The 15,153-nt window shown below is 71.8% G+C and carries 17 protein-coding genes; 12 read left to right on the top strand and 5 right to left on the bottom strand.

Translation table 11 applies throughout. From position 1 onward, the window contains the following. Window positions 1-104: 104 nt before the first annotated feature. The 3 genes from HS104_13890 to truB all read left to right on the top strand — a co-directional run bounded on the left by HS104_13890 (window position 105) and on the right by truB (window position 3,334). Window positions 105-1,196 carry an NAD-dependent epimerase/dehydratase family protein gene (locus tag HS104_13890; GenBank protein MBE7481061.1) on the top strand — a complete coding sequence of 364 codons (1,092 nt, stop codon included), beginning with the start codon at window positions 105-107 and terminating at the stop codon, window positions 1,194-1,196. Window positions 1,197-1,348: 152 nt separating this feature from the next. Then, window positions 1,349-2,452 (top strand): acyltransferase family protein, encoded by a 1,104-nt coding sequence (locus HS104_13895; GenBank protein MBE7481062.1) that lies wholly within the window; start codon window positions 1,349-1,351, stop codon window positions 2,450-2,452. 6 nt (window positions 2,453-2,458) lie between these two features. Then, window positions 2,459-3,334, top strand: coding sequence for a tRNA pseudouridine(55) synthase TruB (gene truB / locus HS104_13900; protein ID MBE7481063.1), 876 nt, complete (start codon window positions 2,459-2,461; stop codon window positions 3,332-3,334). Here the strand turns inward: truB and HS104_13905 are convergent. Next, entirely contained in the window at window positions 3,325-3,648 is a 324-nt protein-coding gene (locus tag HS104_13905; protein MBE7481064.1) for a hypothetical protein, read from the bottom strand. The two genes, truB and HS104_13905, sit on opposite strands and share 10 nt — an antisense overlap. Before the next feature lie 402 nt (window positions 3,649-4,050). On the opposite strand from HS104_13905, the gene HS104_13910 reads away from it, so the two are divergent. Further along, the gene (locus HS104_13910; protein MBE7481065.1) at window positions 4,051-5,370 is read left to right on the top strand and encodes an HlyC/CorC family transporter; all 1,320 of its coding nucleotides are present in this window, start codon (window positions 4,051-4,053) and stop codon (window positions 5,368-5,370) included. 28 nt (window positions 5,371-5,398) lie between these two features. Here HS104_13910 and HS104_13915 read toward each other — a convergent pair whose 3' ends face one another. Then, on the bottom strand, window positions 5,399-6,517 hold the full coding sequence (locus tag HS104_13915) for a hypothetical protein (protein ID MBE7481066.1): 1,119 nt from the start codon (window positions 6,515-6,517) through the stop codon (window positions 5,399-5,401). Between the two features lie 204 nt (window positions 6,518-6,721). Here HS104_13915 and HS104_13920 point away from each other — a divergent pair, with 204 nt between their 5' ends. Next, window positions 6,722-7,597, top strand: a complete 876-nt coding sequence (locus HS104_13920; GenBank protein MBE7481067.1) for an alpha/beta hydrolase — start codon at window positions 6,722-6,724, stop codon at window positions 7,595-7,597. Window positions 7,598-7,616: 19 nt separating this feature from the next. Here the strand turns inward: HS104_13920 and HS104_13925 are convergent, their stop codons facing one another. After that, on the bottom strand, window positions 7,617-7,922 hold the full coding sequence (locus tag HS104_13925; protein MBE7481068.1) for a PilZ domain-containing protein: 306 nt from the start codon (window positions 7,920-7,922) through the stop codon (window positions 7,617-7,619). A 90-nt stretch (window positions 7,923-8,012) separates the two neighbouring features. Between HS104_13925 and HS104_13930 the strand changes: the two genes are divergently transcribed. The 7 genes from HS104_13930 to rpmB all read left to right on the top strand — a co-directional run bounded on the left by HS104_13930 (window position 8,013) and on the right by rpmB (window position 13,353). After that, window positions 8,013-8,588 (top strand): aminodeoxychorismate/anthranilate synthase component II, encoded by a 576-nt coding sequence (locus HS104_13930; GenBank protein MBE7481069.1) that lies wholly within the window; start codon window positions 8,013-8,015, stop codon window positions 8,586-8,588. Further along, window positions 8,585-9,625: an anthranilate phosphoribosyltransferase gene (trpD, locus tag HS104_13935; GenBank protein MBE7481070.1), complete on the top strand. Its 1,041-nt coding sequence runs from the start codon at window positions 8,585-8,587 to the stop codon at window positions 9,623-9,625. The genes HS104_13930 and trpD overlap by 4 nt, the downstream gene beginning before the upstream one ends. Next, window positions 9,609-10,367 carry an indole-3-glycerol-phosphate synthase gene (locus HS104_13940; GenBank protein MBE7481071.1) on the top strand — a complete coding sequence of 253 codons (759 nt, stop codon included), beginning with the start codon at window positions 9,609-9,611 and terminating at the stop codon, window positions 10,365-10,367. Before trpD ends, HS104_13940 begins: the two co-directional genes overlap by 17 nt. A gap of 47 nt (window positions 10,368-10,414) precedes the next feature. Continuing rightward, on the top strand, window positions 10,415-11,311 hold the full coding sequence (locus HS104_13945; protein ID MBE7481072.1) for a tyrosine recombinase XerD: 897 nt from the start codon (window positions 10,415-10,417) through the stop codon (window positions 11,309-11,311). Between the two features lie 69 nt (window positions 11,312-11,380). Then, window positions 11,381-12,151, top strand: a complete 771-nt coding sequence (locus tag HS104_13950) for an N-formylglutamate amidohydrolase (GenBank protein ID MBE7481073.1) — start codon at window positions 11,381-11,383, stop codon at window positions 12,149-12,151. Between the two features lie 99 nt (window positions 12,152-12,250). Further along, window positions 12,251-13,090, top strand: a complete 840-nt coding sequence (locus HS104_13955) for a hypothetical protein (protein MBE7481074.1) — start codon at window positions 12,251-12,253, stop codon at window positions 13,088-13,090. Window positions 13,091-13,125: 35 nt separating this feature from the next. Then, window positions 13,126-13,353, top strand: a complete 228-nt coding sequence (gene rpmB / locus HS104_13960) for a 50S ribosomal protein L28 (GenBank protein ID MBE7481075.1) — start codon at window positions 13,126-13,128, stop codon at window positions 13,351-13,353. 6 nt (window positions 13,354-13,359) lie between these two features. Here the strand turns inward: rpmB and HS104_13965 are convergent, their stop codons facing one another. Continuing rightward, the gene (locus HS104_13965) at window positions 13,360-14,331 is read right to left on the bottom strand and encodes a hypothetical protein (GenBank protein MBE7481076.1); all 972 of its coding nucleotides are present in this window, start codon (window positions 14,329-14,331) and stop codon (window positions 13,360-13,362) included. Further along, window positions 14,328-15,125 carry a DUF72 domain-containing protein gene (locus tag HS104_13970; protein ID MBE7481077.1) on the bottom strand — a complete coding sequence of 266 codons (798 nt, stop codon included), beginning with the start codon at window positions 15,123-15,125 and terminating at the stop codon, window positions 14,328-14,330. Before HS104_13970 ends, HS104_13965 begins: the two co-directional genes overlap by 4 nt. Window positions 15,126-15,153 lie beyond the last annotated feature (28 nt).

Genomic DNA, 15,153 nt, shown 5'->3' on the forward strand with positions numbered 1-15,153 from the left:
TCCTGGCGCCCCTCGGATTGTTCGTCCGTGGTTTTCCCGGCCGCGCAGCCGAGGCGAGACGGGAGGTCCCACTTTCGCGCAGGTTCGATTACCGTGTCGGTCCGATGGCCCGAGGCCGCCGCAAGAACGCGAGCAAACCGGCTCGCACCGACACGAGCGCTCCCGCTCCGGCTGTCGCCCAGAGCCGCGCCGTGACCCGGCCCAGCCCGGCGACGCACTCCGTCGCAGTCACGGGCGCCTGCTCGTTCTTGGGCAAGAACCTGATCGGCCTGCTGGAAGAGGACGAGCGAGTCGGTCGCATCGTCAGCCTCGACATCGAGCGCCCCACGACCGCCGGGCAGAAGACCCGGGTCTATGACGTGGATCTGACCCAACCCACCGCCGAGGAGCGGACCGCCGAGATCCTCGCCGCCGAGCGCGTGGACGTCGTCGTTCACCTCGCCTTCCTGGCCTCGCCGACCCACGCCACGGCTTGGGCCCACGAGCTCGAGAGCGTCGGCACCATGCACGTGCTCAACGCTTGTCGTCGCAGTGAGGTGCAGAAGCTGGTGATGTGGAGCCAGACCGTGCTCTACGGCGCACACCCCACCAACCCGAATTTCCTCTCCGAGCGCCACCCGCTCAGGGCGCGGCGCGAGGACCCGTTCTTCGCCGACAAGATCGAAGCGGAGAACGAGGCGCTGCGCTTCGGCAAGCCGGGGAAAGGCCGCGTGGTCACCGTGCTCCGCACCGCGCCCATCCTCGGCCCCACGGTCAAGAACTACGTCACGCAGTACCTGAGCCGGCGCTTGGTCCCCACGGTGCTGGGCTTCGACCCGCTGATGCAGTTCGTGCACGAAGCCGACGCCGTCGCCGCGTTCAAGCTGGCCGTGGACCACGACGTTCCCGGCGTGTTCAACATCGTGGCCGACGGCGTGCTGCCGCTGTCCACGGTGGTGAAGTTGGCGGGTCGCATGGCGCTGCCGCTGCCGCGTCCGCTCGCCACCCCGCTGGTCAACGCGCTCTGGCTGGCGCACCTGTCGGAAGCGCCGCCGGCGCTCTTGGACTACCTGCAGTACCTGTGCGTGGCCGACGGCGCCCAAGCCGAGCGTGCGATGGGTTTTTCACCGGTCTACACCACACGTGAGGCCGTGATCGACTACGCGAGCGCACAGCACCTGCGCGACGTGAGACTCTTGTCGGAGACCCCCGCGTGAGCATCCGAGGCAAGACGCCCAAGCCCAAGACGGCCACTCGCAAGCGCCCGAGCGCGAAGCCCCGGACCAAGAAGACGGCGGCGCGCGGGCGCACGCGCGGCGCGCAGAGCCCCGAGTCCGTCGACGAGAGCGAGCTCGGCATCGGCTCGCGTATGGTCCCGCCGAACACCGACTGGGAAGAGCCGAGCGGGGGTCGCGCCGCGCGCTCGCGCACGCCCGCGGCGGACGGCGACGTGGAGGAGCAGATCCGCGCGCTCGAGGCGCGCCTCGACGGTCTGATCCGCGGGGCGAGCGAGGAGCCCCCGGCGCCGACGTTGCGCGAGCAGGTCGAGAGCGTGGCGCACGAGATGGCGTCACGGCTGAGCGTCCCGGTGGAGCCGCCGGGGAGCGGCGAAGGCGTGGGCGAGGCCGTGCGCGAGCTGATGTCGAGCGACTACTACCTCAGGCAATGGGGCCGCCTCGGCCTGCGCCACCGCGCCGAGGACGTCGACGACTTCGGGCTCGATCCGAAGTACGAGGCGCGCCTGACGCCGCTGCTCGATTTCCTCTACCAGCGCTATTTCCGCGTGGAGACCGAGGGCGTCGCGCAGATCCCCGCGGAGGGCCGCTGCCTGGTCGTCGCCAACCACTCCGGCACCTTGCCGCTCGACGGCATGATGCTGCGCGCGGCGGTGCGGCTGGAGCACGCTTCGGGCCGCGAGCTGCGCTGGCTCGCGGAAGACTTCATCTACTACCTGCCTTTCCTGGGCGCCTTCATGAACCGCATCGGCGCAGTGCGCGCCTGCCAGGAGAACGCCGAGAGGCTGCTCGGCAAGGGCAGCTTGGTCGCGGTGTTCCCCGAGGGTGTGAAGGGCATCGGCAAGCTCTACCGCGAGCGCTACAAGCTCCAGCGCTTCGGGCGCGGCGGTTTCATCCGCTTGGCGCTGCGCACGCAGACGCCGGTCGTGCCTTGCGCCATCGTCGGCGCCGAGGAGGCGAGCCCCTTGCTGTACCGGGTGGAGGGCTTGTCCAAGCTGTTCGGCGTGCCCTACCTGCCGGTGACGCCGACCTTCCCCGCCCTCGGACCGCTGGGTCTCCTGCCGGCGCCGACCAAGTGGCACATCAGCTTCGGAGAGCCGATGTTCTTCGAAGGCTACGGCCCGGAGGCCGCCGACGATCACGTGCTGGTCGGGCGGCTCTCGGAGCGCGTGCGCGCCACGATTCAGCGCCTGGTCGACGCGGGAGTCGCGCGACGTCAGAGCGTTTGGCTCGGTTGAGTCGCCGTGCACGGCGTGCTGGTCGTCGACAAACCGAGCGGGCCCACCAGCCACGACGTGGTCGCGCGCGCGCGCCGGCTCTACGGCACCCGTGAGGTCGGTCACGCCGGAACGCTCGACCCGATGGCGAGCGGCGTCTTGGTGTTGATGTTCGGGCAGGCCTGCAAGCTGAGCGCGTACCTGACGGCGCTCGCGAAGCGCTACCGCGCCGAGGTGAGCTTCGGCTCGAGCACGGACAGCCTCGACGCGACGGGCCAGGTCACCGAGCGGCGCGAGCTGGGCCCCGGGTGGCTCGACCCGGACGCCCTCGAGGGCGCGCTCTCGGCGGAGCGCGCGCGCGAGCTGCAAGTGCCGCCCGCGGTCAGCGCCGTTCAAGTCGGCGGCGAGCGCGCGTACCGCGCCGCGCGCCGCGGGCAGAGCCTGAGCTTGCCCGCCCGCCCGGTGCGCGTCGCGGAGCTCACGCTGCACGGCGCGAGCGACGAGCGCCTGAGCCTCGAGCTCGAGGTGTCGAAGGGCTACTACGTCCGCGCGCTGGCGCGAGATCTGGGCGACGCGCTGGGGGTGCCGGCGCACCTCTCGGCGCTCCGGCGGCTCGCGAGCGGCGCGTTCACGCTGGCCGACGCGGTGGCCTGGCCGCGGGACACGGTGGCCCCGCTGATGCCGACCGCGACGGCTGCGCGCCGCGCCCTGCCCTGCGCCACTCTGACCGGCGAAGGCGTCGCGCGTGCGCGGACCGGGCGCGCGCTCGACGCGAGCCACTTCACCGAAGTCCCTGCCGGCGAGGCGGTGACGGCTTGGATGAGCGAAGCCGGTGAGCTGGTGGCGCTCGGCTCCGAGACCGCGCCCGGCGAGTACCGCGTGTTGCGCGGGTTTCAGGCTTGACGGAGCGAGAAGCCCTTGTCACCCAGGCGCTGGCTGATGCGCGCGGTGAACTCCTCTGCGGCACGAGGGTCGGCGCCTTCGATCTCCAGCGTCAGCTCGCTTCCGTCGGCGTGAACGAGCAGCGTCGCGCCGGCCAACGAGCCTGCCCCGAGCTCGATGCGCGCGCTCCCGCGCCGGCCGTTGCCCCCCCAGGACAGGCGCTTGACCAGGCGGTCGAGCAGGAGCTCGTCGGGAGGGCTGAGGGGGCTCGGCGGCGCCGCGGCTGGCGCGGGCTCGGCGCCGCGCACCAGCGGTTGGGCGAGGGTGCGGGCCATGGGGTCGAGCACGTCGATGGGGGCGGAGCGCGGTTGGGGGACGTCCAGCGGGGGGTCGGGCTCCCCGGCCGCGCGGGCGCCCCGCTCGCGCGGCGGCTCGGGGTGCGCCGGCGGAGGGAGGGCCGGCGACGGGGGCGTCAGCGGAGGGAGGGCCGGCGACGAAGCCCCCGCCCGGCCCAGGCCGGGGGCCAAGAGCGTCCGGAACTCCTGTGCAATTCTCTTGGCTCGAGGCGGCGTGGGGAGCGGCTTGGGTGGGACCGGAGGGCGGCGCGGGGCGGGAGGTCCAGGTCGGGTCACGGGCCCCTATCGGCGGGGAGTCGGCCCGGGTTGCGCGCTTCCCGGGCCCGACGCTAAGGTTGGCCCTGGAGGGGTGCCGGCCAGGTACCCCAGGCGTCCCCGGCATTGAGCACCCCACCTTCCGTCTTCGGCCTGCTCCTGGCCGCTGTTCCAGCGGCTCTCGTCTCGGTGTTCGGCGCGGCGAGCGCCGCACTGGGCATGCTGTCGGGCCCCCGCAAGGCGGCCTTGCGGGATACGCTCGAGGGGGCGAGCCGCGCGGCGGTGGAGCGCTACATCGACCAGGGCCAACAGGTCGAGTCGCGCTGGCTGGTCTTGCGCGTGGTGGGCATCGCGACCAGCGCCGCCCTGCTCATCCAGCAGGCCGGTTACCTCTTCGGCGCCTGGTCGCCGCTGGTGGCCGCCTTCGCGGCGGTGCTGGCCTACGGGCTGCCCGCCGAGGTGCTGAAGGGCGTCGCGCTCCGGGCCCCCGAGCGGGCCTGCGTGCTGATGCTGCGGCTGCTCCGCCCCTTCGAGCTGATGGCGGCGCCGCTGGCGGCGCCGATGTGGCTCTTGGGGCGGCTGATCGGCCGCAAGGTGGTCACGGCCGCTCACACCATCCCTCCGCCCCGGGTGACCGAGACCGAGATGGAGATGCTGGTGGACGAAGGCGAGCGCGCCGGCTCGTTGGACCACGACCAGGCGGAGATGGTGCGCAACGTGCTCGAGTTCGGCGAGCTGACCGCCGGGCAGGCCATGATCCCCCGGACGCGCGTGTCGGCCTTCGACATCGAGACCGCGCCGGAAGAGCTGCTGAAGCGCGTCGGCGAGAGCGGGCACTCCCGCTTCCCGGTGTACCGCGAGCGCATCGACAACGTGGTGGGCATCCTGCACGCCAAGGATCTGCTCAGCCACGCGGCGCACAACGAACAGCTCAGCGCGCTCGACGTGCAGACCATCCTGCGCCGGCCCGTCGCGTTCGTGCCGGAGACCCAGGAGGCGAGCAAGGTCCTGAAGGACATGCGCGCCGGACGCCACCACCTGGCCATCGTGATCGACGAGTTCGGGGGCATGAGCGGCATCGTCACGCTCGAGGACCTGATCGAGGAGATCGTCGGTGACATCCAGGACGAGCACGACATGGACGAGCAGAGCATCGTGGAGCTCGGCGAAGGGCGGCTGCTGGTGGACGCGAGCGTGTCGATCGCGGAGCTGAACCGCTTGCTCGACGCCGGCTTCCCCGAGGACGGTGACTACAACACCGTCGGCGGACTGGTGCTCGAACGGCTGGGCCGCGTGCCGGAGGTGGGCGAGCGCATCGCCGAGAGCGGCTTCGCCTTCCTGGTGCGCGAGGCGGACGACCGCCGCGTGATCAAGGTCGAGGTCGAGAAGCTGGCAGCGGAGCAGGCGGCCGAGACGCCGAAGACCACCCGCGTGTCGGCGGCCTGACGCGAGCCGAGAGTCGTCCGCGTCGAGGCTAGGGCCGGCCGACGCCCTTGAGCTTGTCGGCGAGGACGGTGCCCATGTCGATCAGGCCGTCCTTCTCCTGGCCGGGTGTCTTGTCGCCGCGCAGCACGTCTTCGAGGCCGCGCAGCTCGCGCACCAGCCGGATCTGGATGTCCGAAGGGCACACCGCGTTCTGCGTCTGCGGGTTCACCGGGATGATGTACGGCTCGCCCTGCTTGGCCTTGGTCGGATCGCCGCTGGAGTAGCGCTTGAGCGTGAAGGTCTTGCCGCCCTGAGCGAGCTTGAAGTCTTCCGGCCACTTGAAGTTCTTGTCGTCCTTCTTCGCGACCAGGAAGGGCTCCGGCAGAGGCTGCATGCTCATCCAGGGACCGCCGGGGCCGTTCTCGATGTAGGTCCCCCAGCGCACCTTCGGCGTGGTCTGCTGCGCGAGCAGGTCTTCGATGGCGGGCTTGGCGCTGGTGAGCAGGCTGCGGATCTTGTCCTTGCCCTCGTTGGCCTCGTGCGCGCCGCTGGCGAAGCTGATCAGCATCGTCACGATCTCGGCCTTGAAGCGGCCGATGCCCTTGCCGGTGAGGTTCGCGCCCTTGAACGGAATGTCGATGGCGCCGAGCTTCTGCACCTCTTCGTCGGGGTACTTGCTGTCTTTCAGCTTGGCTTGTGCGCTCTTCAGCACCTCCGCGAGCTCGTCGATCTTGCTGGACGCGTCCTCTACTTCTTTGGCCAGCTCCTCGGCGCCGGTGACCGCGGCCTCGGCGGCCTTGCCGCGCTCGACACCACCACCGAGAGCGTAGCCGAGCAGGCCGCCGACCATGGCGGTGACCGCCGCGAGCACCGCGATCTTCGCGCGCCCCTTCTTCTGAGCCGCGACGACCTCTTCGGTCATCTCGATCTTGATCGCCTGCGGCTCGGCGCGCGCCGGAGCCTGGTCCGCGTGGATCGCGGAGTAGGGGTTGGAGGCGTCGATCTGCGGGCGCGCCGGCTGCGACGGCGACGAGCCGAAGGGCGGCGCCGGAACGGCTGGCTTGGGCAGCCCGACCGGCGGCGGAATGGTCGGGCCGCTCGGTGCGCTGACGGTCTTCTTCCCGAGGCGGGACTTGAGGTCGATCTTGGGCTTCTTTTCTTCGGCCATTGAACGTGCTCTGGGGCCCTCCGGATCGTACGAATCGCCCGCGCGGAAGGTCGCCGGCACACTATCCGGCTCGTTTGTCGCCGGCAAGATTGAACTTGGAAACCGTACGCCGCCGGATGCTTTGGGGTTTACTGGCGGGCGACCGCGGGGCGAAATAGGCGCCCCCGCGCCGGCCCTCGATGGGGCAGGCTGCGGCGAATCCGGATGCCGAGCCCCGAGGTCGCCGAGCGCACCATCACCGTGAGCGACGGTGTGACCATCGCCATCCACGACAGCGGCGGGGCGGGGCGACCGCTGGTCTTGGCCAACGGCCTCGGCGGGCCCTTCAAGTCCTGGCGCCACCAGATCGACTACCTGTCGGACCGCTACCGGCTGGTGAGCTGGGACTACCGCGGGCTCTACGGCTCGAGCACCCCGGGCGGCGACTCACCCCGGCTCGGCGTCGACGCCCATGTGGAGGACCTGGAACGAGTGCTCGAGGCGGTCGGAGTGTCCCGCGCCGCCTTCATGGGCTGGAGCATGGGCGTCCAGGTGATCCTGGAGCTGTACGAGCGCCGCCCCGAGCTTGTCTCGCACCTGATCCTGGTGAACGGCACCTTCGGGCGCCCCCTCGACTCGACGGGCGTGCCGCTGTCGTCGCGCATCGTGCCGGGCCTGGTGGATCAGGTGCACCGCGTGCACGAGATGGCCTCGGGCCTGCTCCGGCGCGCGACGCAATGGCCCGAGACCGTGATGTGGCTCAAGCGCCTGGGAGTGGTGGGCAACACCATGGACGAGGAGCTGTTCCGGGAGATCGCCGCCGAGTTCGGCAGCGTCAACCTGGACACCTACCTCGCAATCCTCCGCGAGCTCGGCAACCACGACGCCGCCCACGTGCTCGACTCGATCGCGGTGCCGACGCTGGTAATCAGCGGAGACCGCGACGCGTTCACGCCGCGGCAGCTGGCGCAGCAGATGGCGCGGCGGATCCGCGGCGGAGAGATCCTGGTGGTGCGCGGCGCCACCCACTACGCCGCGATGGAGTACCCGGAGCTAGTGAACCTGAGGATCGAGAAGTTCCTCAGGGAGCACGGGTACTGAGTACGATCGTGCAGTGATACTACCCGCACTCGACGAAGCGCTCGAGGCGGTGCACGTCGTCGGGGTTCGGCTGCACGAACTCGAGCGTCTGGCGCCGCCCGCGCGCCGAGACGCGGCGCGCCCAGAGCCAGAACGTCTGCGAGTCTCCCGGCAGCCGGAGCTCGAGCGGGAACGACTGCATGTGGGTCGCCGGCTCTCGGAAGCCGACGATCTGGATGCCGCCCGCCGAGATGTCGACCGCGCGACACAGGTGCGGGTAGCCCCCGATGAACTTGTTGAGGAACACGTCCACGGCCTTGCGAGGAAAGCGGCGTCGCTCGTGCATGGCGAAATCGTACCGGGCTGCTCGGCCGCGGGTGAACTTCCCGGCGAGCTCGGGTTTGACCCGAGGCAGGAGCGGTGACACCTTCCGGGCGTGCCCAAGCGGGTCATCGTCATCGACAACTACGACTCGTTCACTTACAACCTGGTTCAATATCTGGAGACCCTCGGCGCCGAGTGCGACGTGCGGCTGAACGACCGAACCAGCGTCGAGGCCGTCGCAGAGTCGACCCCGGACGGTGTGCTGCTCTCACCCGGGCCGGGCACGCCCGACGACGCCGGCATCACGCTCGCGCTGATCACGGCCCTCTCCGGGCGATTTCCCATCCTGGGCGTGTGCCTGGGCCACCAGAGCATCACCCAGGCCCACGGCGGCAAGATCGTGCGGGCGCCACGGCTGATGCACGGCAAGACGTCGCCCATCGAGCACGATGGGCGCACGCTGTTCCAGGGCCTCCCCTCGCCCTTCGACGCCACCCGCTACCACTCGCTGCTCGCCGAGGAAGCCTCGTTCCCGGCGTGCCTGGAGGTCAGCGCTCGGACGGCCGAGGGCGAGATCATGGCGCTGCGCCACCGCGACCTGCCGCTCGAGGGGGTGCAGTTCCACCCCGAGTCCATCCTGACCGAGCACGGGCTCCGGCTGCTCGAGAACTGGGTCCGGTCGCTGTGAGCGCGCCGAGCTTCTCCGAGGTCTTCGCGGAGCTGACCCGCCCCGAAGGCATCTCACCGGCGAGCGTGCGCCGAGTGTTCGACGCGGTGCTGCGCGGAGACTGGACCCCGGTGCAGGTCGCGGGCTTCGCGGTCGCCCTGCGCTTGACCGGGGAGAGCGCCGAGATCATCGCGGCTGCCGCCGGCTCGCTGCGCGACGCGATGGTCCCGGTGGAGCACGGCCTCGAAAAGGTGCTCGACACCTGCGGCACCGGCGGCGACTCGGCGGGTACGCTGAACCTGTCCACCGGGGCGGCGATCCTCGCCGCGGCCTCCGGGGTGCCGGTGGCGAAGCACGGCAACCGCGCGGTCTCGAGCCGGGCCGGCAGCGCCGACGTGCTGGAGGCCCTGGGTGTGCCGACGGATCTCCCTGCGAGCGCCGGGCAGCACTTGCTCCAGCGCCTCGGCATCGCGTTCCTGATGGCGCCCACCCATCACCCCGCGATGCGCCACGGCGGGGTCGCGCGACGCGAGCTCGGCATTCGCACCATCTTCAACTGTCTGGGCCCGCTGGCGAACCCGGCGCGAGCCACGCACCAGCTCCTGGGTGCGTACGACGACGCTCTCCGGCCGGTGCTGGCGCGGACTCTGGGCACGCTCGGGGTCGAGCGCGCCTGGGTCGTGCGCGGCGACGACGGCCTCGACGAGCTCAGCCCGCACGCCCCGACCCGGGTCAGCGTCTTGGAGCACGGGCGGGTCACCGAGCTCACCGTCCACCCGAGCGACTTCGGCCTGGAGGAGAGCCCAGCGGGCGCCATCGCGGGAGGTGACGCAGCGGACAACGCCCGCGCCATCGAGCAAGTGCTCTCGGACGCGCCCCACCCCGCGCTCGACGCCTTCGTGCTCAACGCCGCTGCGGCGCTGGTGGTGGCTCTGGAGCTCGAGCCGCGGGCCGCGACGGATCGCGTCCGCGAGACGCTCGCGACCGGGCGCGCGCGAGAGCTGCTCGAGCGCTGGAGGCGAGAGACCCGGGAGCTCCGCGATGGGCGTGCTGGCTGAGATCCTGGCGAACAAGCGCCGCGAGCTCGCCGAGCTCGGGGCCCCGCCGCCGAGCGACCTCGCGCCGCGCCCGCACGGCCTGGGGCGAGGCGAAGGGGAGCCGCTCCGGCTGATCGCCGAGATCAAGCGCCGCTCGCCCTCGGCGGGCGCGCTCTCCACCGCGCTCGACGTCGGGGAGCGCGCGCGCGCCTACGAACGCGCGGGGGCCAGCATGCTCAGCGTGCTGACGGACGCGAAGTACTTCGACGGCGCCTTCGCACACCTGCGCCAGGCGCGCGAGGCGACGCACTTGCCGATCCTGTGCAAGGAGTTCGTGCTGGACGAGAGGCAGCTCGACTGGGCCCGCGCCTCCGGCGCCGACGCCGTGCTGCTCGTCGTTCGCTGTCTGACCCCTGCTGCGCTCGCTGGCCTGCTGGCAGCGGCACGCGAGCGCGGCCTCGCGCCGCTGGTCGAGGTGGCCAGCGCCGAGGAGGCGCGCGTGGCGCTCGATGCCGGCGCGGATCTGATCGGGGTGAACGCGCGGGACCTCGACACGCTGCAGATGGACGCGGCGCGAGCCCAGCGGGTGCTCGACGGGCTGCCGAGCGGCGTCACCCGCGTGTTCCTGTCCGGGGTCCGCTCGGAGCACGAGGTGCGACAGCTGGCGTCGCAGCGGCTCGACGCCACCCTGATCGGCGAGGCGTTGATGCGCCTCGACGACCCCTCGGCCCTGCTCGCGCGGATGCGCGCGGCGGCGGGTTAGGGGCCCGCGTTTTTCGACAAATTCCCGGGTTTCGCTAAGCTCGGCGCGTGCGCTTCGACGCCGCCATCGATCTCTACCTGTCGCACCTCAGGGTGGAGCGGGCGCTGTCGCCGAACACGCTGGCCGGCTACGCGCGGGACCTCACCAAGCTCTGCGCGTTCCTCGAAGACCAGGGCATCACCCGGGCCGATGGCCTGGATCTCGGCAGGATGAGCGCCTGGCAATCGTCGCTGGCGAAGGCCGGCCTCGGGCCGCGCAGCGCCGCGCGGCACCTGTCCTCGGCGCGGGGGCTGATGCGCTTCCTGGTGCGCGAGGGGGTGATCCAGGCCGACCCCACCTCCCTCGCCGCCCGCCCGCGCTTCGGCCGCAAGCTGCCCCACACCTTCGGCGAGCAGGAGATGCTGCGGCTGATCGAGGCCCCCGACGTCCGGAACGAGCGCGGGCTGCGCGATCGCGCCATGTTGAGCGTCGGCTACGCCGCGGGCCTCCGGGTGAGCGAGTTGGTGAGCCTCACGTTCGGGGACGTGGATCTGTCCCGGGGCGTGGTCGGCGCCTTCGGCAAGGGCGGCAAACGCCGCCTGGTCCCGCTGGGTGAGGTCGCGCTCGACCACCTGGCGGAGTATCTGGAGGTACGACGCCAGCGCACGGCCGGGGGCGCCGAGACCAGCCGCGTGCTCTTCCCGGGCCCCGCCGGCCGAGCCCTGTCCCGTCAGGCGTTCTGGAAGATCGTGCGCCGCTACGCGCGCGTCGCGGGCCTCACCGGCAAGGCCCACCCGCACCAGCTCAGGCACTCTTTCGCGACACACCTCTTGACCGGGGGCGCGGATCTCAGGAGCGTGCAGACGCTGCTCGGCCATAGCGACGTCTCGACCACCGAGATCTACACGCACGTCACCCGAGACCACGTGAAGAGGGCTCACCAGAAGGCCCATCCCCGGGGCTGAGACCTCGTGCTAGATCCCGCCCCGGTGTATTTCACGGTCCGAGAGCCCACCGCCCGGGAGACCCCGGTCGTGGTCGAGGTCCCTCACGCGGGCCTGGAGGTCGATCCCACCTCGCTCGCGACGCTGGTCGCTCCGGCGCGCGCCGTGGGGCAGGACGCCGACTTGTACGTGGACGACCTGTACGCGGATGCCCCGGCCGAGGGGGCGACCCTGCTGGTGGCTCGCGTGAGCCGCTACGTGTGCGATCTGAATCGCGCGGCCGACGACGTCGATCAGCTCACGGTCGAGGGAGGCAACGGACGCCCCTCGCCCCACGGCCTAGTCTGGCGCTCGACCACCGAAAACCTGCCCGCGATCAGCGGCCCGCTCCCTCGCAGAGAGCTGGAGCGCCGCCTGCGCGACATCTACCTGCCGTATCATGCGACACTCCGCCGGCTGCTGGAGCAGAAGCGCGAGCGCTTCGGCCACGCGGTGCTCTTGTGCGGGCACTCGATGCCCTCTCGGGGCCGCGCCGGGCACAGCGATCCGGGCCGGGCTCGAGCGGACGTGGTGCCGGGCAGCCGCGGCCAGACCACGGCCGCCCCCGCCGTGATCGCAGTGCCGGACGAGCTGGCAAGGGAACGCGGCTGGACGGTCGCCCACGACGACCCGTACCGAGGTGGCTTCAGCACCGGCCACTACGGCCGCCCGAGCGCGGGCGTCCACGCCGTGCAGGTCGAGCTGAGCCGCCGGCTCTACATGGACGAGCGGTCGCTAGGCAAAAAGCTCAAAGATTTCGAACACACCCGAGAGTACTGCCGCGCCGTGGTGGCGCGCCTCGGGCGCGTGGCGCTAGCATGACGCTCGGCTGACGCGATGCCAGAGCCCTCAACCGCGCCGGTGCAGCGTGGACCGACGTCGGGTATTCACCGCGCGGTCAGCGAGCCAAAGCCCCCACTGTTGGCCTCCGAAGTGCTGCGCGAGGAGCTCGCTCCGCTGCAGCCCGCGCGAGGCTCGTGCCGGCTCTGGCTGCTGCTGATCGCGCTGGCGTTGACCGCTCTCGGCCTGGCAATGCGCTTTGGCGTCGGCGTCCCCGCCGAGCGCGTGCAAGGCGCCACCATCGCGTTCTCGGCGGCGGGGGCGCTGGCGGCGGTCGCAGCGCTCCCCTTCCCCTATGCGCTCCGGGCCGGGGTAGCGGTGCTGGTCGGGCTGGTGCTGATGGTGCTCGGGCTACAGAGCGGTGGACCCCTCGGCGGCCTGACGGTGGACGGCAGCCTGAGCCGGGGGATCGCACGGCTCGTGACGCTGACCACGCTGCCGGCGGCGCTGATGTTCCGGGCTCGGTACACGGCCTTCAAGCGGGCTCGCGTGGTGCTCGCGGTCGCCCTCGGCCTGGCCCTGCCCTTCGTGGTGCTGGAGACCTTGCTGCTCGCCGACAGCGGGGCCCCGCTGGTGGCCCGGGCCGGCGCCGCGCTGAGCATCGCGTTCGTGGCCTGCTCGTTGTTCGGGTTCATGGGCCAGGGGACGACCGGCTGGGGCGCGCTCTGGGCGGCGCTGGTGCTGGGCGGCATCCCGCTCGAGGTGGCGCTCCGGCACTTCACCCTCGCGGATGCCGCGACCGGCCACCTGACCTACCCGGCGACCGCCGTGGGCCTGGTGTGCGCCGCCGTCGCGGCCAGCCTGGGCCTATTTCAGCTCCTGGCAACGTTCTGGGCCCCGGAGGCGCGGCGGCTCTCTCTGGTCGGCGCCCGACTGAGCTCGGAACCCCCGGCGCCGCTGTCCAGCAACGGAAGCGCTTGAACGACCGGGCAGGCTGGGCTAGATACGCGCCCCCCATGGCCCGAAGTGAAATCACCGGCAAGCGTCGCATGCGCGCCAGGAACGTGTCTCACTCGAACATCAAGACGCCGCGCTGGCAGCAGGTGAACGTGCAGAAGCGCCGGATCTTCGTGCCCGAGCTGGGCCGCTACGTGACGCTCAAGCTCACCACGAAAGACCTCAGGACGATCGACAAGATCGGCCTCTTGGCCTACGCGAAGAAGCTCAACGCCAAGGCGAGCTGAGCTTCGTCAGCCGCCGCTGAGCACGTCCACCTCGCCGGTCGCGAGGTGACAGCGCAGGTGCAGGCTCGGCTGACCGAGCTCGCCCGGACCGACCACGGTCGCGGCCGGAGCCGCCAAGACCTCCGTGCAGGCCCCTGACCCGTCGGCCACCAAGGCCACCGGCGCTGGCGCAGGGAGGCGAGCGCCGGGGGCGACGCGAGTCACGCCGCGCATCACCGGCACGGCGGCGAGCGGGGCCTCGAGCTCCAGCTCCTCGACCGTGAACCCGGCGGCGAGCCGCCGGTACGACAGCGCCGCGAACACCCGGCGCACGTCGACCGCACACACGGCGCAACCAGATCCCAGCACCGAGGCGTCCATCCCCTCCGCCTCGCGGGCCCAGGGGGCTTCGTAAAGGCGGCGCTCACCCACGCTGCGCGCCGGCGCGTCCGCATCGACGTCGGGCACCGCGGCGAAGTCCGCGGGCGAGAGCAGACCGCCCTGGCTGGGACCAGCGACGCGGAGCATGGCCCGGACGAAGGTCGTGTCGTGGAAGGCGCCCGCGCCGGCGCTGCGCACCAGCTTGAGGACGCCAGCACGCGCATCGGCACCGCTGCGCTCGGCGCGGGAGATGCCGGGCTTGACCAATGACCCGAGGCTGCGGCCCCCGTCGTAGGCGAGCGCGACCGCCAACGCGCTGATCGCCGTCGGGACCGCGATCCGGGCAGCGTCCGGGACCGCGTTCGGCGCGACCACACCCCGCGGGCGCTTCACGCCCAACCCGGGCTGGCGCAGGCGTCCGTCGAACGCCCGCGCTCCTACCCCGACGCCGCCGACCAGCAGCGTGACCGGCCCGAGCAGGACGCCGGCGTGCGCGCCCGCCGCGGCGAAGAACCCGGCGAGCACCGCTCCGACCGCCGAGCCGCCGGCACCCAGCTGCTCGCGCGCGGCCTCCGCGGCGACCGGATCGTTGGAAACGGCGAAGGCACGGCGCTTCATTCGTCCTCGTCCTCGTCCTCGTCTTCGTCGAGCTCGTCTTCGTCCTCGCCCCCGTCCTCGACCTCGTCCTCGTCTTCGTCCTCGTCCTCGACCTCGTCCTCGTCCTCGTCTTCGTCTTCGTCGAGCTCGCCTTCGCCGGCGTCGAGCCCCGCCTCCTCGAGCGCTTCACTGACGACCTGACGCAGGCTGGTGGCGGCGCGTGCGGCGCCGTCGCCCTCGATGACCACGCAGGCGAGCGACGCGCTCACCACCGCCTCGGCGGTCCGCGCGATGGCGTCGAGGGACACGCCGCTGCGACCGAGCGCGCGCAGGCGCGTGTAAAGCGTGGGACCCTCCGGGGCCGGCTCGCGGCTGACGTCGCGCACCAGCACCGCGCCCATCTCCGCAGCGACTTCCTCGGACTCCTCTTCCTGCCAGAGCCCCCGCGGCTCCCAGCAGAGCTTCCGGCTGCTCGGCAGGCGCGCCGCCAGCTCGATCAGTCGGCGCCGCGTGCGGGCGCTGGGCATCACCGCCGGCAGCGTTTGCAGGACCAGGAACTCCGCGCCGAGCACGTCCGCCACCTCGACGGCGTAGCCGACGGCCGCCTCCGCCTCCGCGTTCCATTCGAGCGACGCCACCGCCCTGGGCAAGCGCAAGCTGAAGACGAAGCGCTCGTGCACCGCGCGCTTCATCTCCGCGAGGCGCTGCACGCGTGGCAGCCGGCCCTTCTCGGCCAGGAGCTCGAGCATGTCGAAGCGACGGGCGTAGGCCGCGATGTCGCCGCGCAGCGAGTCGGTTCCGACGTGGAGCCGCATGGGGCCCCTTATTGCCAAACCCGCGCGC

The sequence above is a fragment of the Polyangiaceae bacterium genome, assembly GCA_015075635.1.
Lineage (GTDB): Bacteria > Myxococcota_A > Polyangia > Polyangiales > Polyangiaceae > JADJKB01.